We start from the raw sequence: 24,052 nt of genomic DNA on the forward strand, positions 1-24,052 counted from the left end.
CATGCTCTGGTCATTGTTGAAAATTCTCGTTTTTGTTGCCCTCATCGCGTTGCTGGCCTTTGGGGCGGGCCTTTTGATGGAAACCGCTGGCGGTGTGCAAATTACCGTCGCGGGCACCGAATTCACCCTGGGCGCGCTGCAATCCGTCATTGCTATGGTCGCTTTGGTGGTACTGGTCTGGGTGTTCCTAAAGTTGGTATCTTTGTTGGTGGCGACGCTGAAATTCCTCAACGGGGATGAAACGGCACTGTCGCGTTACTTTGACAAAGGCCGCGAGCGTAAAGGATATCAGGCACTGTCTGATGGCCTCATGGCGTTGGCCTCGGGCGAAGGACGGTTGGCCCAGGCCAAAGCTGCCCGGGCCGAGAAATACCTTCAGAAACCAGAGTTGACCGATCTGCTAATCGCACAAGCTGCTGAAATGACGGGTGATACCAAAAAGGCGGCCGAAGTTTACAAACGGATGGTTGCCAACCAGTCTACCCGCTTTGTCGGGGTGCGTGGTATCATGAAACAAAAGCTGTCCGAAGGTGACACGGAAACAGCCCTCAAACTGGCTGAAAAGGCACTTGCGCTGCGTCCCAAGCATGAAGAGGTGCAGGATACACTGCTGAAATTGCAAGCGCAGGCACAGGATTGGGCCGGTGCACGCGGGACCTTATCGACCAAACTGAAGACTGGGACATTGCCGCGCAATGTGTTCAAACGCAGGGATGCGGTTTTGGCCTTATCGGCCGCTGGCGCCCTCGTTGATGAAGGTGCTTCGGTGCAGCAACAAGAGCAAGCGATTGAGGCCAATCGTCTGTCACCTGATCTTGTCCCCGCTGCTGCTTTGGCGGCAAAAGCCTATATTGCAAAGGGTAAAAAGCGAAATGCGGCGCAGATTCTGAAAAAATCCTGGGGTGTCCAACCACATCCAGATCTTGCCCATGCCTTTGCCAGTATTGAACCCGAGGAAACAGCCCAGCAGCGTGTGAAACGGTTTGGTCAACTTGCCAAGCTGCAACCGCACCATGCTGAAACCCGGTTGGTGATGGCTGAGCTTTTGATCGTGGCCGAGGACTACCCCGAGGCGCGCCGGATGCTGGGCGATGTGTTTGAGAAAGCGCCGGATGCGCGTGCCCTGACCTTGATGGCGGCCATTGAACGTGGTGAGGGATCTTCGGACGCGGTGGTTCAGGGCTGGTTGGCGCGCGCGCTGACTGCGCCGCGCGGCCCGCAATGGGTGTGCGAAAATTGCCATCATATCCACGCTGAATGGGCGCCGGTTTGCGAGCATTGCTCTAGCTTTGACACATTATCCTGGACAGCTCCGGAGGCGGACGAAGTCGCCAGTGCAACTGGTGCGCGCATGTTGCCGCTGATTGTTGGGACACTGCCAGAACCCCAAGCCGCTGAGGATGACATCGAAGACGTCGAAGTGGTGATGACCGAGGCTGAACCTGTAGACGCTGTCATGGCTGAAAATGAGGCCAAATAGGCACGCATTCTAATCGGCGGCGCAACTGGTATTCCCAGGGGCGCCGCTGGTCAAAATAATCGCCTTTTCCCGGCTTGATCTGAAGCTTACGAGTGTTTAGAGGGTCGTCCGGAATGCCCCAATAGCTCAGCCGGTAGAGCAACTGTTTCGTAAATAGTAGGTCGGCGGTTCGAATCCGTCTTGGGGCACCATCCTGCGAAATGAGGGCGTAGGACATCAGCAGACAAATTGATTACTGATGAACTTTCGGCCTAGAGGGTCGTCTCATACAGCTTGCCGAACCCAGTCTGCGGATCAGCCACCCCGGCAAGACGTAGCATATGCCAAGCCAGTGCCTGATTGCTTGTAATCACCCGTGTACGGTTCCGGTTCTCGGATTTGCCGATAACATTCAGACACCGCAGATTGGTGCAGGCCACAACAATGGCATCACAGTCGGCCTGTGCTGAAACCTGATCGATGGCGGTTGCGATCGAAGTTGGAGATATCCGTGCCACCACCCGGTCGTCGGATTCCTCAAAAGAGCCAAAAGCAACGATCTCGAATCCGGCTTCCTCTAGCTTGTGCCGCATTCGCGATGAGACGTCGGGTATATACGGAGTGATAAACCCCAGTCGCTTGGCCCCAAGCGCATTTGCTGCCGCGATGATGGCGGTGAGCGGGTCGGTAACCTTGGCCTGCGGAAAAACTGAATTGATAGCGCGGGCGACACCTGCCTGACCGATCACAGTTGCCGCAGAAGTACAGCCATAACCAATTACGTCGAAATCAAGCGACGTTGGCAACAGCTGGGCTGAAGCTGGCAGGTCATGTTCCATTTGTTGCAGAGTGTCAGTGTTAATTTCGGCAACCATGGGAATGCGACTGTGGTATAGCGCGACACCGTCTAATGCGGTCATTCGGGCAAACTCGGGCTCTAATGTTTCGTCAGTCGACAAAACGATGGTGCCAAGGGTTGCACGTGTGCCGATACCGGCGTCGGTTTCAAAATCCAGTTTCATTCCTTGCCCTTCAGATGACTGGCAGCTCAGAGTCTGCGCGGGTGGTTAGCAGTTCGGCACCGGATGACCGGATAACGATATCTTCTTCGTGCACCATGATACGCCCATCACCATAGCTTAGCGATGGTTCCAAAGTCAGAACCATGTTTTCCTGGATCACGGTGTCATCAAATGCCGCGTGCGAGGGCCATTCTGTCAGCTGCATTCCCAACCCGTGCCCTAATCGACCGACATCACCGCCGGAGCTATCCATTTCCGTGATCACCGATTGCATCGACTGAAATAGCTCGCGGCAGGTGGCGCCGGGGCGGGCGGCGGCGATGCCTGCTTCGGTGGCGCGCCATAGCACATCATAGGCACGACGGGACAGGTCGTCGGCTTGTCCGATGGCAAAGTTACGATCAAAGTCACAGAAATAGCCATCCCAAGTGGCACCCGTGTCCAGCATCAGTATGTCGTGAGTTTGGAGTGGTCTTGCGCTGGGCGGCGAAATGACATCGCGATAGCCGCCATGATCAGCGCCGCCAACCAGATATGGCACATCGTCAGCACCGGCATCCAAAGCCGCGTGGCGAAAGCTACGAAACACTTCGTCCAGGGGTGTGCCTGCTTTGGCGAAATCAGGTACACACTCAAAACTCCGCGATCCAACGGCGCAGATGTGAGATAGTTTTTCGATCTCCCGGGGGGATTTTACCATGCGCAGCGAGCGAACAAGTCCTGTGGCGTCCTCAATTCGCAGGCCGGGAAGGGTCGTGATCAACCGCTCGTAGTCCCCAAGTGGCATACGCAAACTGGTTTCGTGACCTTTTAGAACGCCAATACTGGCGCTTTGGTTGGCCAGTGGCGACAATAGTTCCGTCAACAGACTGATACCATCGTCGCCGGGGTTTGGTGCATCCCAAGTGCGGATGTCATCAAGCCAAGTTTGACGCATCAGCATGGCGCCGATTTCGGGAATGACAGCGATGGGTTTGCCTTGGGCCGGGACAAACAGGAACCAGGGGCGCGTCGGGCTTTGCCAGAACAGGGTATGGAAGCCGCTGAAATAGCGTACTTCGGCCTCGGTCATCAGCAACAACCCCGATAGGCCCGCCTTAGCCATCGCTGACTGGGCTTTGGCTGTGCGGGCCTCAAACTCCTCGGGCGGAAAACCGCGGGGAGGGGCGTTATGTGTCATCTGTTTCAGCCATGATTTGAGCGAAAATGTCAGGGTCGGTAACCCCTTCAGAGCCGATTAGCAATACGCGGGATTGGGCGTTTAACCCGAGTGCGTCTGACAGTTCGGGGCTTTGGCGCGCGGCGATTAGGGCTGCCAAACCGGCAACCGCACTTTCGCCAGCTTCGACCACTGGGTCATCACCTTGCGGGTGGGCCAATAGACGAACAGTCGGGGCGACGATCGAATCGGGAATAGTGACAAAGTCGCTGGCCTCCTGCTCTAGGATTTCCCAGGCCATCTGCGAGGGCTCACCACAGGACAAACCGGCCATTATCGTTTCCTCGGCGATCGCCACAGTGGTTGCCGTACCTGCCTGCGCGCTTTCAAATAGGCAGGCGGCCAAGTCTGGCTCGACGATCACCACACGGGGCGCTTCATTCTGCCAATACTGCCGCAACCCAGCCGCAACAGAGGCGGCCAGTCCACCAACGCCACCTTGCAGGAAAATATGCGTTGGGGCCTGATCCAAGGCCTCGCAGATTTCGCGCGTCATCACGCCATATCCGGCCATTACATCACGGGGTGGTTCCGAATATCCAGGCCATGAGGTATCCGAGACGACAAACCATCCGTTTTGCTCTGCCTCATCACGGGCAAGAGCAACTGATGCGTCATAGTCTCCCTCTATCCTGATGACTTTTGCGCCCAGGTCCCGCATCGCCTGCGCCCGGCCCTCGCTGACCTCGGCGTGAATATAGATCCGGCAAGGGACCCCAAATCGTTGGCAGCCCCAGGCGAGCGAACGACCGTGGTTGCCGTCGGTTGCAGAGACCAAGGTGATTTGGGAACAAATTTCAGCGTGCTCGCCATTTCGGATGGAGGTGAGGCTAGTGCTCTGGCCTATCCGGCGTGACACCTCTCGTTGCAGAACTCGCAACGCCGCATAAGCTGCGCCAAGCGCCTTGAAGCTGCCTAGCCCAAACCGAGGTCCTTCGTGCTTGTATATTACATTAGAAATACCGATTTGACCGGCTAATGCGCCCAAGTCGACTAAGGGAGTCGCAAGATATCCATCCCAGGCTGTGATTTCAGTCCAGGCATTTTCGAAGTCCTGCTTGGACAGCACCTTGTTGGCAGAATCTCCGGAAAGCCGAGTGCTAGTGTAATGTTGTAGTTGGGCGGCAGAAAACCTGTCCATTGTCAGTGTCCTTTTTTAAGGGGTAGCCTGTCGCGGACCAGAGCGGCCCAGAAAGCGGCTCCGATTGGCAGAAGGGCATCGTTGAAATCGTAATTTGCGGCGTGCAGTGGTCGCCCGTTTGACCCGTCTTCACCATTACCCAACAACAAAAAGCAACCCGGTACGGCGGCGCTGAAATGGGCGAAATCTTCCGAGAAGCTCATAGGCTCACGGTCAGGTATTGTAGCCAGCCCCTGTGATTGGGCAGCGCGGACGACGGCCTCAACAGGGATTGGGGCATTGATGGTCTCGATGAATTCCGTCGCAAAACTGACTGAGACTTTTACGCCATGTGCTGCGGCGATGCCGTCAGAAATTTGACGCATGAAGCGTTCTACGGTATCGCGATCTTCTGTTGAACGGGCGCGGACATCACCTTTTAGGATAGCGCTTCCCGGCAGGACATTACGTTGTCCATCGGTTACGAATTCGGTCACTGATACCACGGTACCTGACGCCGGTGCGAGTTTGCGTGAGACGATGGTTTGCAACGCCTGAACCAACTCGGCGCCAACGGTGATCGCATCGACGCCAACATGCGGCATAGAGGCATGGCCGCCCTCACCGGTTATGGTGATCTCAAACAGGCTTTCGCTGCTGCAGATCAGACCGGGTCGGGTGGAAACCTGCCCAACAGGGGCTCCGGGTAAATTATGAATGGCATAAACTTCTTCGATGGGAAAACGCTCAAGCACAGATTCAGCAATCATCGCCTGCGCTCCCAGCCCGTGTTCTTCATTGGGTTGGAACAGAAATACAACGGTTCCGTCAAAGTCAGGATCCCGGGTCAGGATTTCGGCGGCGCCCAGCAGCATAGCCATATGACCATCGTGACCACAGGCATGCATTACTCCGTCATTTTGTGACGCATAGCCATGAGTCGAACTTTCCGAAATTGGCAATGCGTCCATATCTGCGCGAAGACCGATAGCGCGGTTGCCAGTGCCACAACGCAAGACGGCAACTATGCCGGTGCCTCTGTGAACTTCTAACCCCAGCGCCTGCAAATGGTCTGCCACTTTAGCCTTGGTGCGGTCCTCGCGAAAACCCAGTTCGGGGTCGCGGTGGAATTCCTGCCGCAACTTGGTCAGGCCTTTGTGAAAATCATCCATGGTTGTCGCTCCCCTGTCTCATTCAGTTTACATCGCCTCCACGAGTTTCGCAGTTGTTGTTGGATAAATATGATACGAATTTTGTTGCAACCGGCAAAAAACTGGATGAATTTCGGACAATGGATGACAATGATCTGCACATACTCCGCTTGGTTCAGGGCAACGCCCGATTGACCGCTGAAACCATCAGTCAAGATGTAGGGCTGTCGCCTGCGGCCGTGCAAAAACGGCTAAAGAAGCTGCGTGAGACAGGTGTGATCGAAAAGGAAATCGCCGTGCTGTCCCCGGCCAAGCTGGGGCGGGAAATGACCATACTCGTCGAGGTGATATTGGAGCGGGAAAACCGGGCCCATTTGGATAGCTTTAAGCGCAAGATGCGCAACGCGCCCTGTGTGCAGCAGTGTTATTATACCACTGGCGAGGCAGATTTCATGCTGATCCTGGTGGTGAGCGATATCCAGGAATACGAGGTATTCACCCAAGAACATTTCTTTGACGAATCCAACATCAGTCGTTTCAAAACGTCGATCGTAATGGATCGGGTCAAGACGTCGCTGGATGTACTGTGACCCCTGTTGACGCTCCGTTAGACTGGACAGCCTAGCCAAAAGCGCGAGGCTGAGTTGACGGACATTGGTTCAACAACAGCCCGGAGCAGTCATGCGATTTGATTACGTTATAGTCGGTGGTGGATCAGCTGGGTCAACCCTGGCAGCGCGGCTAAGCGAAGATCCGGATAAAACGGTTTGTCTGCTGGAGGCTGGAGGGCGTGGCGACAGTATCTTGGTTCGTGCGCCGGCCGCAGTTGTTTCGATGCTTCCGGGGCGGCCAAAAATCAATAATTGGGCTTTTGAAACAGTGCCGCAGGCAGGTCTGAATGGTCGCAAGGGGTATCAACCGCGCGGCAAGGCGCTGGGCGGGTCCAGCGCCATCAACGCGATGCTTTATCTGCGCGGCCATGCCAGTGACTACGATGAGTGGGCGGAATTGGGCTGTGACGGATGGAACTGGGATGCGGTACTGCCGTATTTTCTGAAGTCTGAAAATAACGAACGTGGCGGTGATGGTATGCATGGCGGGGCAGGGCCATTGCAAGTCAGCGAGCAAAAATCCCCCCGCACATTGACCAAGGCGTTTATTCAAGCAGGCGAAGCGCTGCAGCACCGGCGCACTGAAGATTTTAATACCGGGAATAACGAGGGCATTGGCCTGTATCAGGTCACCCAGTTTCATGACGCGACCCGCAATGGCGAGCGGTGCTCGGCGGCCGCGGCCTATTTGCACCCCGCCATGACCCGCTCAAACCTGACCGTGGTCACCGGGGCCCAGGCCACGCGCGTTCTGTTCGACGGAAAATGCGCCACTGGCGTCGCTTATCGTAAGAAGGGTAAAGACGTGCAGGTAACTGCAAACCAAGAAGTTATATTGTGCGGCGGCGCCTTCAATTCACCGCAACTGTTGCAGTTGTCCGGGGTCGGGCGCCCGGACGATATTGTCCCTCATGGTATAAACATGGTGCACGAATTGCCCGGTGTTGGGCAGAACCTGCAGGACCATCTGGATTTCACGCTTGCGTATAAATCCAAGGACCGGGACAATTTTGGTATCTCACTGCCAGGAGGTGTCAGTCTGCTGAAACATATCAGTAAGTGGCGCAAGACGGGCAGGGGTATGATCGCCACACCATTTGCCGAGGGCGCGGCATTTTTGAAAACCGCTCCGGATCTTGATCGCCCAGACGTTCAGCTTCATTTTGTGATTTCAATTGTCGACGATCATGCGCGCAAGCTGCATTTGGGGCACGGGTTTAGCTGCCATGTCTGTGTGTTACGCCCAAAATCTCGTGGGGCAGTGGGATTAACGTCGGGCGATCCGCTGGCGCCACCTAAAATCGACCCACAGTTTCTATCGCACCCAGATGACTTGGAGGTTTTGAAAAAGGGCACGCGGTTGTCCCGGGATATTATGGCAGCGCCTCCAGTGGCTGAATATGCTTACAAGGAGCTGTTTATAAAAGGGGAACCGGATGACGCCCAATTGGAACACCACATCCGGGCCCGGTCTGATACAATCTATCACCCGGTTGGAACCTGCAAAATGGGTCGCGATGAGTTTTCCGTGGTAGATCCGAACTTAAAAGTGCACGGGTTAGAGGCCCTGCGTGTTGTAGATGCCAGTGTGATGCCACGATTGATTGGCGGCAACACCAATGCGCCAACGATCATGATTGCAGAGAAGGCCGCGGATTTGATCCGGGGCAGGGCGGAACCCCTAAAATCTTAAAGAATAGGTGCGGGTTTCGTTAACACTATCTGCGAGAGTTAGTTTAAATTTGGCGACTATTCTCAATGTGTACTGCAATTTACGCGGAAATTGGGTGTATGAGCCCCAAATGGCCCCGTTTACCTACCTTAACTGCCGGCAAATTTATCTGTTAAGGCATGTTTAAGAGACTCACTGCTATCCCAGTAATGGGTGATAAAAAGGTAGTGGATTATGAGCGCACAAAACGGTTTGGCGCCCATTATCATCAAGAAGAAAAAAGTCGTTAGTGGCGGTGGCCACCACGGCGGTGCATGGAAAGTAGCTTATGCTGACTTTGTGACCGCGATGATGGCCTTCTTCATGTTGATGTGGCTTTTAAGCGCAACGACGGAAAAGCAGCGAAGAGGTCTTGCGGACTATTTTTCGCCGACGGTTCCAATCAGTCGAATATCGGGTGGGGGCAATGGCGTCTTCAATGGCGACAGCATGTTCTCTGAGGATATCATGCCTCAGAATGGGATCGGTGCATCAGAAGCCAATCCGATAGATGCGCAGCAGGCACGCGGAGAGACCGGGCTGGACCAGAGCGCACAGGAGATGGCTGAAAACGAAGAATTCAAGACCATCGAAGAGGCGCTGCAGGGGCGAGGCGGCGAAAGCATGGTCAGCGTTGAAATGGCCCGGCACATTGTAACGCGGGTCACTGACGAGGGGCTGATCATTGAGATGTTCGCCACCGAGAATGCGCCGCTGTTTGAAGAGGGCAAAGAAACGCCTACAGCTTTATTGCGCGACTTGATGCGAATGGTGGCACGGGTGACTGGAGTGGTCAGCAACGATGTCGCCATTAGTGGTCATATCCGGTCGCATCCGGTTGTTCTGGCGAATAACCCGGTGTGGGAACTGTCCAGTTCCCGGGCTGACACCACAAGGCGGCTACTCGAATCGGGTGGCATGAAACCGGCTCGGATTCATCGAGTAACGGGGCATGCAGATCGAAAATTATCAGTACCAAATCCGATGTCAGAGCGAAATAACCGGATCGAAATCGTACTTTTACGCCAATAAAACAAAGAACAGGCGGCCAAGAGATAGATCGAATTTTATCTGTTAGCCGCCCGTTAATGGCCGATGCGTTAGCTGTAGCTTCAAGAATAATTTGATGCAGCAGAAAGGCGTATCTTATGACTTTATCTTCCTCGCTGAATGCCGGCGTAGCTGGACTTTCCGCGAATGCCAGTCGACTGGCTTCCATTTCCGACAACATCGCAAACTCGTCGACCGCTGGTTATAAGCGGGTGCAAACGGATTTCCATTCTATGGTGATTTCGACGAATGGCGGGACTTATACAGCCGGTGGCGTCTCAACAACCTCGACACGTATGATTGACGAGCGTGGGTCGTTGGTGTCGACCAGCAATTCAACAGATCTGGCGGTACGTGGCCGTGGTATGTTGCCAGTCGCCTCGCTGGTAGATGTTGAGGCTGATACCAGCAGCCTCAACATGATGATGACAACCACTGGTTCCTTCACCACCAATGCAGACGGAATGTTGACGACTGACTCTGGCTTGGTTTTGCTAGGTTGGCCTGCCCTATCTGACGGAACCATCCCTGCATATTCTCGCGGCAGTTCTACCAGTCTGGAACCGGTTCAGTTCAACGTGACCCAATTGACTGGTGAGCCGACAACGTCGGTTCATCTGGGCGTTAACCTTCCTTCCGCGTCGACGATTGCTGGTTCGGACGGGGACGTCGAAACTTTGCCGATCGAGTATTATGACAACCTCGGAAATGCTGAGAATATCTCGGTGGCATATACGCCAACTGTACCTGGTACGGGTGCATCCAATGAATGGACAATGGTGCTGACTGACTCGGCCTCTGGTGGCGCAGTCATTGGTGAATACGTTGTAACCTTTACTGACAGCCAAACAGCGGGTGGCTCTCTGGCTTCGGTTACTATGGTTTCCGGTGGAGCATATGACGCCTCCACGGGATCAGTAATTGTGAGTGTCGCCGGCGGCCCGATTGAGGTTAGCATTGGTGAAATTGGCACCAGTGACGGTCTCACGCAGCTGGCAGATGATTTTAACATGGCCGGCGTTACCAAAGACGGATCACCCGTCGGTACGTTTACCGGGGTTGAAGTTGGTGCAGATGGTCTGGTGACAGCCAGTTATGACAACGGTGCGACCCGTGTCGTTTATCAAGTTCCCTTAGTTGATATGGCTAACCCCAACGGACTGATTTCGTTGGACTCGCAGACTTATATGTCATCAGACAAAAGTGGTGCATTTTATCTGTGGGATGCAGGTGACGGACCAACAGGTGATGTTGTGGGTTATGCGCGCGAAGAATCCACGACTGATGTCGCGACTGAATTGACCAATATGATTCAGACACAGCGGGCGTATTCGTCAAGTGCCAAGATTATCCAAACTGTGGATGAGATGTTGCAGGAAACGACCAACATCAAGCGCTAATCGCGCTGAAATCTAACGATCTGGATTAATAGAAAAGGCCTAATATGTCTATCACTTCCGCCTTCAATACCGCCATGACTGGTTTGACTGCTGCCGGCCTCGCGTCGTCAGTGGTCTCTGAAAACCTAGCAAACGCGCTGACACCAGGCTATGCAAAACGCACTCTGGATCTTTCCAGCAATGCGTCTACGGTTGGCGTCCAGGTCGTTGGTATCAATCGCAACATTGATCCGGCGATTCAATCGGGTCGCCGGAGCACAGAGGCCGAGCTGGGCAATGCTCAAGTTCAGGCAGACTTTTACAGTCAATTGACTACTCTGGTAGGCGATATTTCTGATCCGTTTTCGATTTCCGCCAGGCTAACAAACTTTGAAAGTAGCCTGATCGAGGCAGCCTCGAGCCCGGATTCCGGGCCACGGCTAGACGATTTGGCTTTGCAGGCCGAAGCACTTGCGAATTCAATCTCCGAAGCGGCGGAGGGTTTGCGCGACATGAGAACTGCCGCGGAAGGATCTATTGATGTTCAGGTGGATATCATCAATCAGGCCCTGAAAGACGTTGAGAAACTGAATGCTCGGATCATGGTGTCCGAGGCTGGTGGTATGAATACCGCTGCGTTGCAGGACCAGAGAGCGCAGTTGATTGATACGATTAACGAAATCATTCCGGTTACTATGATTCAGCGTGACAATGGCCAAGTCGCATTGTTTTCTGAAGGCGGGTCGATTTTGCTGGATGGCAAAGCGGCTGAGCTGACGTTTGACAGCGTGCCAGATACGATGCCCCACATGACCCAGGACAATGGGTTGCTGTCGGGGCTGTCGATCAATGGAATCCCGATCGATACTGGTCCAGATGGGGCTATTAAAGGTGGCACGCTGGCAGCAAATTTCGAGGTCCGGGATGTCTTTGCTGTTGATGCCCAGGCTGACCTTGATGCGATGGCTGCCGATCTTATTGAACGGTTCCAAGATACATCGCTGGACACCACATTAGGGGCAACTGATCCCGGTCTATTCACTGACAACGGTGGATTTTTCAATGCTGCAAATACCGTTGGAATTTCTAATCGGCTGGAACTCAATGACCTGGTGTCCATGGATGGTGTTGGAGAGACATGGCGCCTTCGAGATGGTTTGAATGCTGCGGCAATCGGAAACGCCGGGGATTCCAGCCTGTTGCAGGGCTACACGGATGCGCTTGAAGTCATGCGAACCGTATCATCAGGCGGTGGTATGGGCACCACAACGGTTTCGGCGTCAAGTTTGAGTGCCAATCTGTTATCGCATTTCACCCAGTCCAGCACGTCCGCAGACCAAGAACTCAGCTTTGCCTCAGCCAGTTTTTCCGCGATGAGCCAAATGGAATTGGCTCAAGCAGTGGACTCTGATGAAGAGCTGCAAAACCTCATGTTGATCGAACAGGCTTATGCCGCCAACGCCAAGGTGATGACGGTCGTCGATGAACTTATGGAAACACTTCTGAGGATATAATAGATGAGTATAACATCTTTTGGAGACATGGCGCACAGTGTTTTTCTGCGCAGCCGTACCGCCGAATTAAAAGAAAGTTTGGCGACATTGACAGACGAGTTGAGCACTGGCCAAGCTTCGGATCTTAGCGTGAAACTTGGCGGTGACTATACCTACCTGATGGATATCGACCGTAGTATTTCCCTTCTTGAGTCATTTGAAGTTGCGACAACGGAATCCTCTTTTTTTGCATCTTCGGCTCAGATGTTGATTGCCAATATAGGTGAAAATGCGAGCTCGCTTAGCAACGACATTCTGGCAACAACTGGAACCACGAACGAAGACAATATTGATCTGCTATCCAGTCAATCTCGCCTTTATCTCGAAGAAACGATTCAATCGTTGAACGCTCAAGTCGCAGGTCGCAGTCTGTTTGCCGGCACGGCAACGACTGTTGTGCCGTTGGCCGGTGTGGATACTCTGATGTCGTCTCTGGTGACAGAGGTGTCAGGCTTGACCACTGCAGCAGATATCATGACAGCAGTGAAAGACTGGTTTGATGATCCAACCGGGTTTGATACAGTCATGTATCAGGGTTCCACGACATCTATGGGTTCGGTCAGTATCGGCCCCAATGAGCAGGTCAATATCGCCCTGCGGGCAGACGACGAAGACTTTAAGCAGGCCATGCAAAGCTTTGCTATCGGGGCGTTGGCAACCGAATCTGGTTTGTCTCTTGCGATAGACATTACGAGTGACCTGATTTCAGGCACTGGCGGCGAGTTGTTGGACACCAACAACCGGTTGATAAGCGTTCAGGCTGACTTGGGCTTTACCGAGGCGCGCATTGAAGAAGCTGCGGTTCGAAATGCGGCGACCGCAACCAGCCTGAGTATTACTAGGAACGAGCTCACCCAGGCTGATCCCTTTGAAACCGCAACCCGGTTGGAAGAGACACAATATCAATTGGAAGCGCTGTATACTGTGACCGCCCGCTCCAACCAACTTTCCTTGCTGAGTTTCATGTGATGATGACATATATTCGTATATTATTGACGTGCCTGATGCTTCCTACGATGCTGCAGGCATCCGCTATCCGAATGAAAGATCTGGTCGAGTTTGACGGGGTTCGTGGTAATGATCTGGTTGGCTATGGTCTGGTCGTTGGCCTGAATGGGACTGGCGATGGTTTACGCAACTCGCCGTTTACCGAAGAAATCATGTCAAATATTCTGGAACGGCTTGGTGTCAATGTAACGGGCGAACAATTTCGACCCAAGAACGTTGCTGCGGTTTTTGTGACGGCTAGCCTGCCACCCTTCGCGCGAGTTGGTACGCAAATCGACGTGACGGTTTCGGCTATTGGTGATTCAAAAAGTTTGCTCGGCGGTACCTTGGTTATGACACCGTTGAATGCTGCTGATGGGCAGATCTATGCGGTGGCCCAAGGAACCATTCTAGCAGGGGGGGCTGTCGTCGAAGGAGATGGGGCCTCGGTTACCCAAGGCGTGCCGACTTCAGGCGGGATTCCTTCGGGTGCCCGCGTTGAACGCGAGATCGAGTTCGACCTGGCATCGTTAACTACAATGCGGTTGGCTTTGCGGGAACCGGATTTCACCACTGCAGGTCGGATCGAGCAGGCCATAAATCGCGAATTTAACTCAAACGTTGCCCTAATGCGTGATTCCGGGACCGTAGAAATTGATGTCACCCGGACCAACACCCGTTCAACCGCCCATGCCATTGGCCGGATTGAAAACATTCTGGTTGAGCCTGAGCGCAAAGCACGGGTGGTGGTGGATCAGCGGTCAGGGACGATTGTTATGGGCAGTGATGTTCGTATTTCCCGGGTGGCTGTGGCACAGGGCAATCTTACACTTCGGATCGAAGAGGCACCTTTGGTGTCGCAGCCCAATCCATTTACGGACGGTGAAACCGTTGTGGTTCCACGCACCGGGGTGGCCATCGACGAGGAAGAGGGCATCCAATTGGCTGAAGTGCCAGAGACTACCTCGCTCTCCGAAGTTGTGGCTGGTTTGAATGCCCTGGGTGTATCGCCGCGCGATATGATTGATATCCTCAAAAGCCTAAAAGCCGCAGGCGCGCTGCATGCAGAGTTTGTCGTACGCTGATATACTGACTTATTGACATTAAAACCCCGGCCTTCCTAACGATGGCCGGGGTTTTTTAGTGCCTTGATCCGCGGCAAAGCTGAGCACAAATACCGCAGCTGGTCAGGGGACAAATCTGGATACCCTGACCAAAGGTGCTGACCAGTGGGCTTATATAGAATCAAGCACAGAAGGAGACCTCTGTGGTACGCATGCTGCATGCCATCTCTTATTCTGCAGAACATGTTTGATGAACGGCCGTTGGTTACTACAACCTTGGTCAAACCGCAGCTCTTTAACTAATCTGAACCCAAAGTTTGACCATGCTGCAAGTTCAATGAACTGAGTGATTGTGGCGGGCATAGAAAAACCCCTGGCTGGATGTCCAACCAGGGGTCATATTTGATCTCATCAGTGCGTGATGTCAGGGGTAGTAGCTACGGACCAGGGAGCTGGCGATCAGGGTCCAACCGTCAGCGACCACAAAGAATGCCAGTTTGAACGGGAGCGACACCACAGCGGGCGGTACCATCATCATCCCCATCGACATCAGAATTGCCGCAACCACCAAGTCGATGATGAGAAACGGCAAGAAGACCAGAAATCCGATTTGAAAGGCACGTGAAATTTCTGACAGCAAAAAGCTGGGGATAAGCACGGATAGTGGAGCGTCGGGGGTCGGATCTATCCCTTGTAATCCGGGACGTAAATCTGACATCGCGTAAAACGTATCCGCATCTAAGCGAGCCGCCATAAAGGCTCGAAAGGGCTCAAGTGCGCGCGTAACAGCCTCTTCAACTCCCAGCTGCTCTGCAATTAAGGGGCTGATGCCGTGGGTCCAGGCGTCGTTAAACACTGGTTCCATTACAAAATAGGTCAGAAACATCGCCAGGCTGACAATCAGCATATTGGGCGGTGCTTGCTGCATGCCCATCCCCTGACGCACAATCGACAAAACCGTTATAAGAAATGGAAAACAAGTGATCATGATGGCCAGGCCGGGGGCCAAGCTGAGCACAGTAAGCAAAAGAATGAGCTGTATGGATCGAGCGGAGATTGATCCACTGTCAGCCAGGGACAGGTTTAATTCTTGCGCCTGAGCAACCTGCGGCACCGCCAGCAGCGCTAAGGCTGCCAGCGATAAAAAGATGAAGGATCTTTGGATCATCCCAGCCCACTTTGTAGATCTGCAATTTCCGTCAAACGCACGGCCAGTTGTCCGGCCTGATCACCTTCCAGTTCTTCTAACTGACCACGGGCAACTAAACGGTCGCCAACATAGAGATCGACAGGATCTTCGACACGCTTGTCTAACGTCAGAACTGCGTTTTCGCCGAGGTTTACCAGATCGCGGATCAGAGGGCGGGCTTTGCCGACCGAAACCACAACTTCGACCGGGACCGAATTAAACGGGTTGCCGGAGTCGGCAGTTTTCATCTTGAGATCGGCGTTATCATCCATATTGAGCGTCCTCTTTGACTTGGAAGGAGAAGGCATCAACTGATTCGCGGATGGAATCGAGCAATGCACCACTGTTGATTTCACGTTCTAGGCCACCAACGCGCAGATAGGCCTGACCCGGGGCCAATTCGCCGTCTTCACGGACTTTGACCTCGATAGAAAAGTTCTGGTTTAAAGCGGCTCGAACACCGCCGGCCTCACCAGCGGCCACCGTAATCACAAGTGGCTGATCAGTCTGCCCTTTTGCCATGTCGGTTAGCTGATCGACGATGTGGTGACCAAAACTGGCGGCCATGGCATCCGGTAAGATTGCGCTGGTTAACACCTTGAACATTGGATCCAGAGATTCGATGAGTTGGTTCTGTGCCTCGTGAAAGGTAAAACTCATATCTTCCAGAGAATTTGCAAGTGTTGCAGAAATTTTGCTGGTTTCGCGCTCATGCGCGCCAACAGAATCGTCCCAGCCAGCTGTATATCCGTTTTCAAATGAAACCAGCTTTTGCTCTTCGAGCAGTTCATCTGAAACCAACGCGACGGGTTCAACTTTTCCGGCATTTCCAAAGTCTTCTAATAGGTGAGCAATTGTCATCAGGCCTTCTCCTCGCTCTCTTCAAGCCAGCCGCGTAGAATTTCGACTGTTTCTTCCTGGCGGTCTCCAATCATCGCACGCAGCCGGTCAACTGGATCTTCGGAGCCGCCACCCAGTGCAGGAAGCCCGCCCATGCCACCCATATCACCCATGCCACCCATGTCTCCGATGCCACCCATTGCGCCAAAGCCGTCGTCAATTTCGCCGGTCAGTGGGGCCATATCCATGCCTGCTCCCATATTGGGATTGCTCATGAAATCACCAGACCCCAGCTGCGGCAGATCAGACATCGTATCAGGGCCTTCGATGGCATTCTGAGGTGCCTTGTTGGCCAGTATCGGTCGGAGCACGAACAGTCCGAGAATCAGACTGACGATTGCAAGGGCAGCTATTTGGATCAGAGCCATCGCATCAATGAAGACGTTATCCATAATCGAGTTGGACACGACGGTACCCTGTGGTTCGATTGAGGGTAATTCCATCGACTTCAGTGTGATGACGTCCCCGCGTTCGGCATCGAAACCAACTGCCGCCGAAATTAGTTCCCGCATCGCAGACAATTCGTTCTCGGGGCGCGGGGAGAATTCAGTGGTGCCCGAGTCGTTGGCAGAAGAAAGTCCATTTACCAACACCGCGATGGTCAGACGCCTGATGGCGCCGGGTCCGCGTGTCACTTGCATTTCGGTTTCTGAAATTTCGTAATTGATTCGTTCACGGGTTGAGGTGTTGTTGGCTTTGGAACCATCACCCGAGGCAGCATCTCCATCCGGAATGTTTGAAGCCACGGTGACCTCACCAGATTGGTTGCTCGAAGAATCAGCCCGCTCTTCTACATCAGTACTGATTGCGACACGGCTTTCCGGATCAATGCGCTTTTCCCGGATCGTTTCGGTTTCAGTGACTATGTCGACACTGACCTCAACCACTGCATTGCCTTGGCCAACACGTGCTTCGACCAGGCGGATAACCCGTTCACGAATCGACTGTGAGCGATCATCTGTGCCTGAACCTGCGGCAGCCACCGCCTCGGGAGAGCCGATAAGCGCACCGTTGGCATCAATCACAGCAACATTGTCAACGGCGAGACCGGTAACTGCTGATGCAATAAGGAAACGAACAGCGTTGGCCTGAGCTGGTGAAATAGGCGAGCCTAAAGGGACCAGTGAGACCGAAGCCGTCGGTTCAACACTGCGTTGAAAGGGATTCGACCCCGTGTTGGCTATATGCACACGAGCCTGAGTAATATGTGGGCTGGCAACAATTGTGCGGGCCAGCTCACCTTCCTTTGCGCGCCAGTATGCGGCATCGAACATTTGTGACGTTGTGCCGAATCCGCTCAGTGTATCAAGCAATTCATAGCCGCGGTTGCCATTTGCTGGCAGGCCTTCACTTGCCAGGGTCATCCGCAATTCGTCGCGTTGCTCAACGGGGACATAAATGGACCCGCCGCGCACTTCGTATTCGGTATTACGCTGTTCCAGCGATTGTACCACTTGTCCTGCCGAAGCACTATCGAGCCCGGCATAGAGTAGTTTCATTGTTGGCGTACTCGCCACGCGGGACATTGCAAGCACGCTAAGAATCATGATGACCGTGGAACCCACGATGATCAGACGCTTGCGCGTATCCAATTCTGCCCAGACATTCTTGATCTGCTGCACCTTAACCTCCGTCGAACCGACATTCTGCTCGGCTTGCAACCGTTTTGACGGATTGGCCTTAACATTCGGTTAGTCCCTCGCAGGTTATGAAGTGTTTGTACGACGTTTTAGGAATAGCCATGACAGACGCTGTAGCGAACGTAGAAGATACGCCGGCGAAGCCGAGCAAAATGCCACTGATCATAGGGTTAGTGCTTGCGATTGTTGGCGGCGGCGGCGGATTTTATGCCGTCCAGGCCGGCCTGCTTCCTTTTGGAAAACCTGCTGCACCAGAGATGGCGTCAGTGGGTCACGCAGCGCCGACGGGTGTAGACAGTCATGAGTCGGCGGCAGATATCGCCAACCTTGCCTTTATTGAAATGGACCCTCTTGTGATAACGCTGCGTAAAGCGGGCGGTTTGAAACATTTGCGGTTCCGCGCGCAGCTTGAGGTCGATGTAGCCAATCAGGTTGAAGTCGAAAGAATCTTGCCGCGCGTTGTCGATGTACTGAACAGCTACCTCAGAGCTTTGGAAGTTTCGGATCTTGTTGACCCGATGGCGCTTCCGAAACTACGGGCGCAGATGTTGCGGCGGATCAACATTGCCACTGGACAAGGGCGTGTTCGAGATCTGCTGATCATGGATTTTGTATTAAACTAGGAGATCACGATGGAAATGATCGCAGATATCCTGCTTGTTGCAGGGGCCCTTGGGGCTGGATTTTATTGCTTCGTGCTGGCACGACGGCTGAATCGGTTTAACGACCTCGAAAAGGGTGTTGGGGGTGCAGTTGCAGTACTGTCCTCTCAGGTTGATGACCTTAATAAGTCGCTGGTAGCAGCCCGCGCAATGTCAGACGGCTCTACCAAGTCGCTTGAGGGCCTGACCAACCGGGCTGAATCGGTTGCTCAACGCTTGGAGCTGATGATGGCCTCGATGCATGATCTGCCAGCAGCACCGACAAAAAGCCCGCGAATCAATGAAGAAAGCGATGCTTTGGCTGAAGCGCTGACCGCAAATCCCAAATCTGACACCAAACCGTTGGATGAGCCTGAAAAACCAGCCTCAGGCTTGATGTTTGTGCGTCATAACCGAAACCAAAGTCGGGTTGCCTGATGACCAAAGAAGCTAAAACCAAGCGTCCGCGTCGGACTCGTGTTGGAACCTTGTTCATGTTGTCGGTCTTGTTGCTGGGCTCCGCTGCCTTACGGCTGGGGTTCGAGGCGGGGCCAGCAATCGCCCGCGAAGTGGCCAGTCTGCCGGAAGCGGAAACGCCCATGGGCGATGGGGCTAAACGCAGCGAATCGGTGCCGTCTTCGGCTGAACTGCAGCACATGCTTGCGGCGTTTCAGAAACGCGAACAAACACTTGCCGCACGCGAAGCTGAGATCGAAGATCGGATGAAGGCGATGGAGATTGCTGATCAGGCAATCAATCAAAAGCTGGCCGCGCTTGAAGTCGCTGAGGCTAATCTGGAAGCCACGTTGTCTTTGGCTGACGGTGCGACTGAAACTGACCTGACCCGTCTGACGGCCGTTTATGAACAGATGAAGGCAAAAGAATCAGCGCCACTATTCGAAGAAATGGACCCTGGTTTTGCGGCAGGGTTTCTGGCTCGGATGAAACCCGAGGCAGCGGCTGGGATTATGGCCGGTCTTAGCCCGCAGGCGGCTTATACAATTAGTGTTGTTCTCGCAGGGCGTAATAGCTCGGTGCCAAAAGAATAATTCCTGTCTCGAAGCTTAGGAAGTTTTAATCAGACTCACTTAATCTTCTAGAAAATAATGAAATTCGGAGACTATCTATGATCGGAATTATTGGTATCGCCATGATCTTTGTGATGGTGTTCGGTGGCTATCTTGCTGCCGGGGGCAAGATGGGTATCATTCTCAAAGCCATGCCATTTGAATTGATGATGATCGGCGGGGCCGGAGTAGGCGCCTTTATGATCAGTAACGATTTGGCAGGTATTAAGCATACCCTTAAGGATCTGGGAAAAGTTTTCAAAGGTCCAAAATGGAAGCCAGACGATTATCGTGATTTGCTTTGCCTGTTGTTCGGGTTGATTCGGATTGCCCGCGCAAACCCGGTTGAGGTGGAGCAACACATCGAAGACCCTGAGAATTCGTCAGTGTTTGGGAAATATCCCAGGATTTTGGCCGACAAAGAAGCTGTGAATTTGATTTGTGATACCATGCGGTCTGCATCGATGAACTATGATGACCCGCATCAGGTTGAAGAAGTTCTGGAAAAGCGTATCGAAGCCAACCAACATCACGCTCTTCATTCCAGCCATGCGTTGCAGACACTAGCGGATGGTCTACCTGCCCTGGGGATTGTTGCGGCGGTTCTGGGTATCATTAAAACGATGGGATCGATCGATCAGCCACCTGAAATATTGGGTAAAATGATTGGTGGCGCTCTTGTGGGTACATTTCTTGGGGTGTTCCTGGCTTACGGTCTCGTTGGCCCATTTGCCGCCAAAGTGAAAGCGGTGACCGAAGAGGATGCACATTTTCACCAGTTGATTCGAGAAGTTCTGGTGGCCAATTTGCACAATCATGCTGCTGCAATTTGCATCGAAGTCGGACGTCAAAATACACCGTCGCATATCCGTCCTGGGTTTTCTGAATTGGAAGAAGCCCTGAAATCTGTGAAACAGGAAGCCGCATGATCCGTCAGGCAGTCGCATTAATGGCCATACTTATAGTGGCCGTTCCGGCCCAGGCCGAGACCATTGTCGCTCGTTCGGGTGAACATGACGGGTTTACCCGTTTGGTCATGCGTTTGCCGGAAAATGCAAACTGGTCGCTGTCCCAAGCTGGGAAATCGGCAACTTTGCAAATCGATGACCCTGCAGCGGTTTTTGATACGTCTCAGGTTTTTAGCCGTATTCCCCGCACCCGGGTGCAGTCATTGCAACAGAGCGGAACTGGCAATCCACTTCGGATTCAACTTGGATGTAACTGTGAAATAAAATCCTATGTGCAAAAAGATGGCTATCTGGTCATTGATGTTCGGGATGGCAAAGACGAGAAACCTTATACATCGACCAGCGGTGTACTGCCTCTGGGAACTTTGCCGGGTGGATCTGAGTACCGGTTCAACCTGTCGCCACAGCAAGTCCAGAAGGCGCGAATGGGGCTGGATCTGGCTGCTGCATTTGCCGGGCGTACGGCGTCGGCAGGGAATGCTCTGCAGACAGCCCTTCCTCAGCAAGTGGAAAACCCTGAACCAGAAGCCCAGCCTGCAGTTGTTCTACCTGTGGCTGGCGTCAATTTGAGTCAGACGGAAGATCAGAATTTGTCAGAATTGGTTCTGCCAACAGTCGACCTGCTATTGGACATGGACGAAACCGCACGAGCTGCGGCGGTAAATGCATCCGAGCAGCGATTATTGCAGCAGATTGGACGGGCAACGAATCAAGGTTTGTTAGATTTGGTCATGACCGAAGTTGGTGAAGGGAGCGCGCCAATGATGGTTTCGCCACTCACCACTCAAGATCGGCCAATGAACCCACTGGATCATTTGGCTGTAACCACAGCAGTGGACCGCGAAATGGGGCTTATGCCTCAGCAAACTCAAAACAATATGGCGCCTAATCTTTGTATCAATCCTCGGGAGCTGGCGGTTTACAACTGGGGTGGTGAGGAGTCCTTTGCAGATCAGATTGGGCCACTTCGCTCGGCACTGTTTAAAGAATTTGATCACGTTGATTTGGATAACGTTCTATCTTTGGCCAAGACGTATCTTTATTTTGGTTTTGGGGCAGAAGCTCGCACCATGCTGGATATGTTGCCACCCGGCGATACCCGTGTGGACAAGTTATCAGCCATGGCTGTTCTGCTGGATGGTGGCCACTTGCCGATTACGCATCCCTTTGCCGGGCAACAGGCCTGTGATGGGGATGCGGCCTTTTGGGCTGCTCTGGCTGACGGTGCTTTGAAAAATAACGCCAATGCAGAAGCGATTCAGCAGACACTTGCACGCATGCCAGTGCATTTACGCGTTCATCTGGGACCTGAAATCAGCACGTTATTTGCAAAATCTGGTGACCAGCATATGGCGTCGGCATCCTTGCGATCTGTTAATCGAACCGGAGTCGAAGAGGTGCCAGATATCAACCTGGCGCAGGCAGCTATTGCCGACATGGCAGGAGATACGGACACTGTAGCAGAAGAGTTGAAAGAAGAACTCGCGGAGCGCACAGAAAACGCACCTCAGGCGCTAATTGATCTGATTGCATTAAGCTATAAGGAACGTAAAGCGCTGTCGCCTGACCTGCCTGAACTGGTCGCGTCATACGAGCTGGAGATCCGGGATAGTGAATTGGGTTCGGACCTGAGACTGGCTGAAGTCATGGCCCTGTCTTTGACCGGCAATTTTACTGAGGCCTTTGTGGCGCTTGGGCAGCTGTCGGAACGCGACGGGCCAGTTGCTTATGCTACTGCAGTTGAACCTGTGTTGACCTTGTTGACTGAGCGCGCAGATGACGTCACCTTTTTGCAATATGGTCTTATCTTTGCTGAAGAGGCCTCCGCGACAGAGGCCGTGCCCGTAGCTGATATAATGACGCGCCGGTTGTTGGATCTGGGGTTTTCGCAGCAGGCTCAGTCTATGCTCATGAAAATGGCGCTTGAACCAAAAGATGAAACACGTCGGTTGATGATGGCCGAGGCGGCTTTAGGAATGGATCTGCCACATCGGGCTCTGGTTGAGTTGATGGGCTTGGATGGTCCAGAGGCTAATAAGCTTCGGGCCCAGGCGCTGTGGCGGAACGGCGAATTTGGCCGAGCAGGTGAGTACTTTCTGGCTGAGGAAGAAGTTGACGCCGCAGCCCGCGGGTTTTGGCATTCAGAAGATTTGGAGGCCATCACATCGGATGAGGGGGGGCAATTCAGTCAAGTGGCAGAAGTGACTGCTCAGCTGGACGAGCAAGCCCAGGAACCTGAAGACATGCCGCCCCTGGCGCATGCTCGTGCACTTGTCGAAAGCAGTGTTGGGACCCGCAATCGGATTGAGGCATTATTGCAGGGTGTTACACCTATGGAAACCGACAGTGAATAACATCTTGGTCTGCCTTTAAGGGCTAAACCTTTGGAGAGTCGGCACTCAAAAGCCGCCCATTTTGGGCGGCTTTTTACCTTTTACGATAACGCTTTGTAAATCCTCTGGTCCTAATTTGAAGGCGGGACAACCCCTAGCTGGAATAGGCAGAATGCCGAAGAAAAACAAAGAATTGTGTTGCCAGAGATCCGCAATGCGGCGCGTGTCCCCTGACTTATGGGGAAACACTGCCGCAATTGTCTGCTTGGCATTGCTATTTAGTGCGCTTCCAATGGATCGCGCTCAGGCATCCACACCACAAGTGGCTGCGCTGTGTGACTTGGCCGCGCAACGTGCAGCACGGGATCAAGGGGTGCCGTTGGACGTTCTTCGTACAATAACCAGAACCGAAACCGGACGGGGTGGGAAACAGGGACTTCAGCCCTGGCCCTGGACCGTGAATATGGAAGGCGCTGGCAAGTGGTTCCAGAACGAAGATGAGGCACGCGCTTATGTTTTTTCACATTTCAAACGTGGCGCCCGCAGTTTTGATGTCGGCTGCTTTCAAATCAATTTCAAATGGCATGGAGCAGAGTTTGATTCGATTGATCAGATGTTCGACCCAGTTGCCAACGCGCAATATGCGGCCAAATTTCTAAAAAAACTATACGCAGAAATGGGTGATTGGTCCAAAGCTGCCGGGGCCTATCATTCCCGCACACCAACTTACGCCACCCGATATTCCGCACGTTTTGACCAAATTCGCGCAGATTTGTCACCAGCCACCGTTGTGGCTGCATTGCCAGGTCGCACCCGCCGTAACCGCACCTCTGACGGGCCACTTCCTTTGGCAAGTCTTCACACGCCCGCACCGCTGATTGCGCAAGGTTCTGTTTCCATGGGTTCGTTAGTTCCCATTGCCGGATCCGTTGCATCATCGCGTGCCCTGATCATGATTGAATGAGAGCTCATCAACGTGTTTAAACTA

At 53.4% G+C, this 24,052-nt stretch carries 22 protein-coding genes, 1 tRNA gene and 1 pseudogene; 16 read left to right on the forward strand and 8 right to left on the reverse strand.

What is annotated here, in order from left to right:
• The first annotated feature begins 1 nt into the window (after position 1).
• Positions 2 to 1,480 (forward strand): heme biosynthesis protein HemY, encoded by a 1,479-nt coding sequence (locus EBB79_RS20585; RefSeq protein ID WP_127750686.1) that lies wholly within the window; start codon positions 2 to 4, stop codon positions 1,478 to 1,480.
• A gap of 115 nt (positions 1,481 to 1,595) precedes the next feature.
• A tRNA-Thr gene (locus EBB79_RS20590) sits at positions 1,596 to 1,671 on the forward strand.
• 60 nt (positions 1,672 to 1,731) lie between these two features.
• On the opposite strand, the gene EBB79_RS20595 is transcribed toward EBB79_RS20590, so the two are convergent.
• From EBB79_RS20595 to EBB79_RS20610, 4 genes are read right to left on the reverse strand one after another with little or no spacing between them, the layout of a single operon-like run.
• Complete coding sequence (locus EBB79_RS20595) at positions 1,732 to 2,481, reverse strand: maleate cis-trans isomerase family protein (RefSeq protein ID WP_127750687.1); 750 nt, start codon at positions 2,479 to 2,481, stop codon at positions 1,732 to 1,734.
• Between the two features lie 10 nt (positions 2,482 to 2,491).
• Positions 2,492 to 3,661: a M24 family metallopeptidase gene (locus EBB79_RS20600; protein WP_127750688.1), complete on the reverse strand. Its 1,170-nt coding sequence runs from the start codon at positions 3,659 to 3,661 to the stop codon at positions 2,492 to 2,494.
• The gene (locus tag EBB79_RS20605) at positions 3,651 to 4,841 is read right to left on the reverse strand and encodes a diaminopropionate ammonia-lyase (protein ID WP_127750689.1); all 1,191 of its coding nucleotides are present in this window, start codon (positions 4,839 to 4,841) and stop codon (positions 3,651 to 3,653) included. Before EBB79_RS20605 ends, EBB79_RS20600 begins: the two co-directional genes overlap by 11 nt.
• Positions 4,842 to 4,843: 2 nt before the next feature.
• Complete coding sequence (locus EBB79_RS20610) at positions 4,844 to 5,992, reverse strand: amidohydrolase (protein ID WP_127750690.1); 1,149 nt, start codon at positions 5,990 to 5,992, stop codon at positions 4,844 to 4,846.
• A 59-nt stretch (positions 5,993 to 6,051) separates the two neighbouring features.
• Here EBB79_RS20610 and EBB79_RS20615 point away from each other — a divergent pair, with 59 nt between their 5' ends.
• The 7 genes from EBB79_RS20615 to EBB79_RS20645 all read left to right on the forward strand — a co-directional run bounded on the left by EBB79_RS20615 (position 6,052) and on the right by EBB79_RS20645 (position 14,347).
• Positions 6,052 to 6,561 carry an Lrp/AsnC family transcriptional regulator gene (locus EBB79_RS20615; protein ID WP_476739488.1) on the forward strand — a complete coding sequence of 170 codons (510 nt, stop codon included), beginning with the start codon at positions 6,052 to 6,054 and terminating at the stop codon, positions 6,559 to 6,561.
• Positions 6,562 to 6,652: 91 nt separating this feature from the next.
• A complete protein-coding gene (locus EBB79_RS20620; protein WP_127750692.1) occupies positions 6,653 to 8,275 on the forward strand; it encodes a GMC family oxidoreductase in 1,623 nt (540 codons plus the stop codon).
• A 213-nt stretch (positions 8,276 to 8,488) separates the two neighbouring features.
• On the forward strand, positions 8,489 to 9,325 hold the full coding sequence (locus EBB79_RS20625; protein ID WP_127750693.1) for a flagellar motor protein MotB: 837 nt from the start codon (positions 8,489 to 8,491) through the stop codon (positions 9,323 to 9,325).
• A gap of 116 nt (positions 9,326 to 9,441) precedes the next feature.
• Complete coding sequence (locus EBB79_RS20630; RefSeq protein ID WP_127750694.1) at positions 9,442 to 10,743, forward strand: flagellar hook protein FlgE; 1,302 nt, start codon at positions 9,442 to 9,444, stop codon at positions 10,741 to 10,743.
• 44 nt (positions 10,744 to 10,787) lie between these two features.
• Positions 10,788 to 12,236 (forward strand): flagellar hook-associated protein FlgK, encoded by a 1,449-nt coding sequence (gene flgK, locus EBB79_RS20635; protein WP_127750695.1) that lies wholly within the window; start codon positions 10,788 to 10,790, stop codon positions 12,234 to 12,236.
• A 3-nt stretch (positions 12,237 to 12,239) separates the two neighbouring features.
• Positions 12,240 to 13,244, forward strand: a complete 1,005-nt coding sequence (locus tag EBB79_RS20640) for a flagellin (protein WP_127750696.1) — start codon at positions 12,240 to 12,242, stop codon at positions 13,242 to 13,244.
• Positions 13,244 to 14,347 (forward strand): flagellar basal body P-ring protein FlgI, encoded by a 1,104-nt coding sequence (locus tag EBB79_RS20645; protein ID WP_127750697.1) that lies wholly within the window; start codon positions 13,244 to 13,246, stop codon positions 14,345 to 14,347. Before EBB79_RS20640 ends, EBB79_RS20645 begins: the two co-directional genes overlap by 1 nt.
• Before the next feature lie 403 nt (positions 14,348 to 14,750).
• Here the strand turns inward: EBB79_RS20645 and fliP are convergent, their stop codons facing one another.
• Genes fliP through fliF form a run of 4 tightly spaced genes read right to left on the reverse strand, consistent with a single transcriptional unit; the run spans position 14,751 to position 18,037 of the window.
• Positions 14,751 to 15,494 (reverse strand): flagellar type III secretion system pore protein FliP, encoded by a 744-nt coding sequence (fliP, locus tag EBB79_RS20650; RefSeq protein WP_127750698.1) that lies wholly within the window; start codon positions 15,492 to 15,494, stop codon positions 14,751 to 14,753.
• Entirely contained in the window at positions 15,491 to 15,787 is a 297-nt protein-coding gene (locus tag EBB79_RS20655) for a FliM/FliN family flagellar motor switch protein (protein WP_127750699.1), read from the reverse strand. The genes fliP and EBB79_RS20655 overlap by 4 nt, the downstream gene beginning before the upstream one ends.
• Positions 15,780 to 16,376 carry an ABC transporter ATP-binding protein gene (locus EBB79_RS20660; RefSeq protein ID WP_127750700.1) on the reverse strand — a complete coding sequence of 199 codons (597 nt, stop codon included), beginning with the start codon at positions 16,374 to 16,376 and terminating at the stop codon, positions 15,780 to 15,782. Before EBB79_RS20660 ends, EBB79_RS20655 begins: the two co-directional genes overlap by 8 nt.
• Positions 16,376 to 18,037 carry a flagellar basal-body MS-ring/collar protein FliF gene (gene fliF / locus EBB79_RS20665; RefSeq protein ID WP_127750701.1) on the reverse strand — a complete coding sequence of 554 codons (1,662 nt, stop codon included), beginning with the start codon at positions 18,035 to 18,037 and terminating at the stop codon, positions 16,376 to 16,378. Before fliF ends, EBB79_RS20660 begins: the two co-directional genes overlap by 1 nt.
• A 119-nt stretch (positions 18,038 to 18,156) precedes the next feature.
• On the opposite strand from fliF, the gene EBB79_RS20670 reads away from it, so the two are divergent.
• The 7 genes and pseudogenes from EBB79_RS20670 to EBB79_RS20695 all read left to right on the forward strand — a co-directional run bounded on the left by EBB79_RS20670 (position 18,157) and on the right by EBB79_RS20695 (position 24,028).
• The gene (locus EBB79_RS20670; RefSeq protein ID WP_127751080.1) at positions 18,157 to 18,678 is read left to right on the forward strand and encodes a flagellar basal body-associated FliL family protein; all 522 of its coding nucleotides are present in this window, start codon (positions 18,157 to 18,159) and stop codon (positions 18,676 to 18,678) included.
• A gap of 9 nt (positions 18,679 to 18,687) precedes the next feature.
• A complete protein-coding gene (locus EBB79_RS20675) occupies positions 18,688 to 19,134 on the forward strand; it encodes a hypothetical protein (RefSeq protein WP_127750702.1) in 447 nt (148 codons plus the stop codon).
• Positions 19,134 to 19,745: a MotE family protein gene (locus EBB79_RS20680; RefSeq protein WP_127750703.1), complete on the forward strand. Its 612-nt coding sequence runs from the start codon at positions 19,134 to 19,136 to the stop codon at positions 19,743 to 19,745. Before EBB79_RS20675 ends, EBB79_RS20680 begins: the two co-directional genes overlap by 1 nt.
• Positions 19,746 to 19,822: 77 nt before the next feature.
• A complete protein-coding gene (motA, locus tag EBB79_RS20685) occupies positions 19,823 to 20,692 on the forward strand; it encodes a flagellar motor stator protein MotA (RefSeq protein ID WP_127750704.1) in 870 nt (289 codons plus the stop codon).
• The gene (locus EBB79_RS20690) at positions 20,689 to 23,085 is read left to right on the forward strand and encodes a hypothetical protein (RefSeq protein WP_177627841.1); all 2,397 of its coding nucleotides are present in this window, start codon (positions 20,689 to 20,691) and stop codon (positions 23,083 to 23,085) included. Before motA ends, EBB79_RS20690 begins: the two co-directional genes overlap by 4 nt.
• Positions 23,086 to 23,273: 188 nt before the next feature.
• A pseudogene (locus EBB79_RS25685) lies at positions 23,274 to 23,465 on the forward strand (hypothetical protein); the annotation flags it as partial.
• On the forward strand, positions 23,387 to 24,028 hold the full coding sequence (locus EBB79_RS20695) for a transglycosylase SLT domain-containing protein (protein WP_420850415.1): 642 nt from the start codon (positions 23,387 to 23,389) through the stop codon (positions 24,026 to 24,028). The pseudogene EBB79_RS25685 and the gene EBB79_RS20695, both read left to right, overlap by 79 nt.
• Positions 24,029 to 24,052 lie beyond the last annotated feature (24 nt).

Source organism: Parasedimentitalea marina, from assembly GCF_004006175.1.
GTDB lineage: Bacteria > Pseudomonadota > Alphaproteobacteria > Rhodobacterales > Rhodobacteraceae > Parasedimentitalea > Parasedimentitalea marina.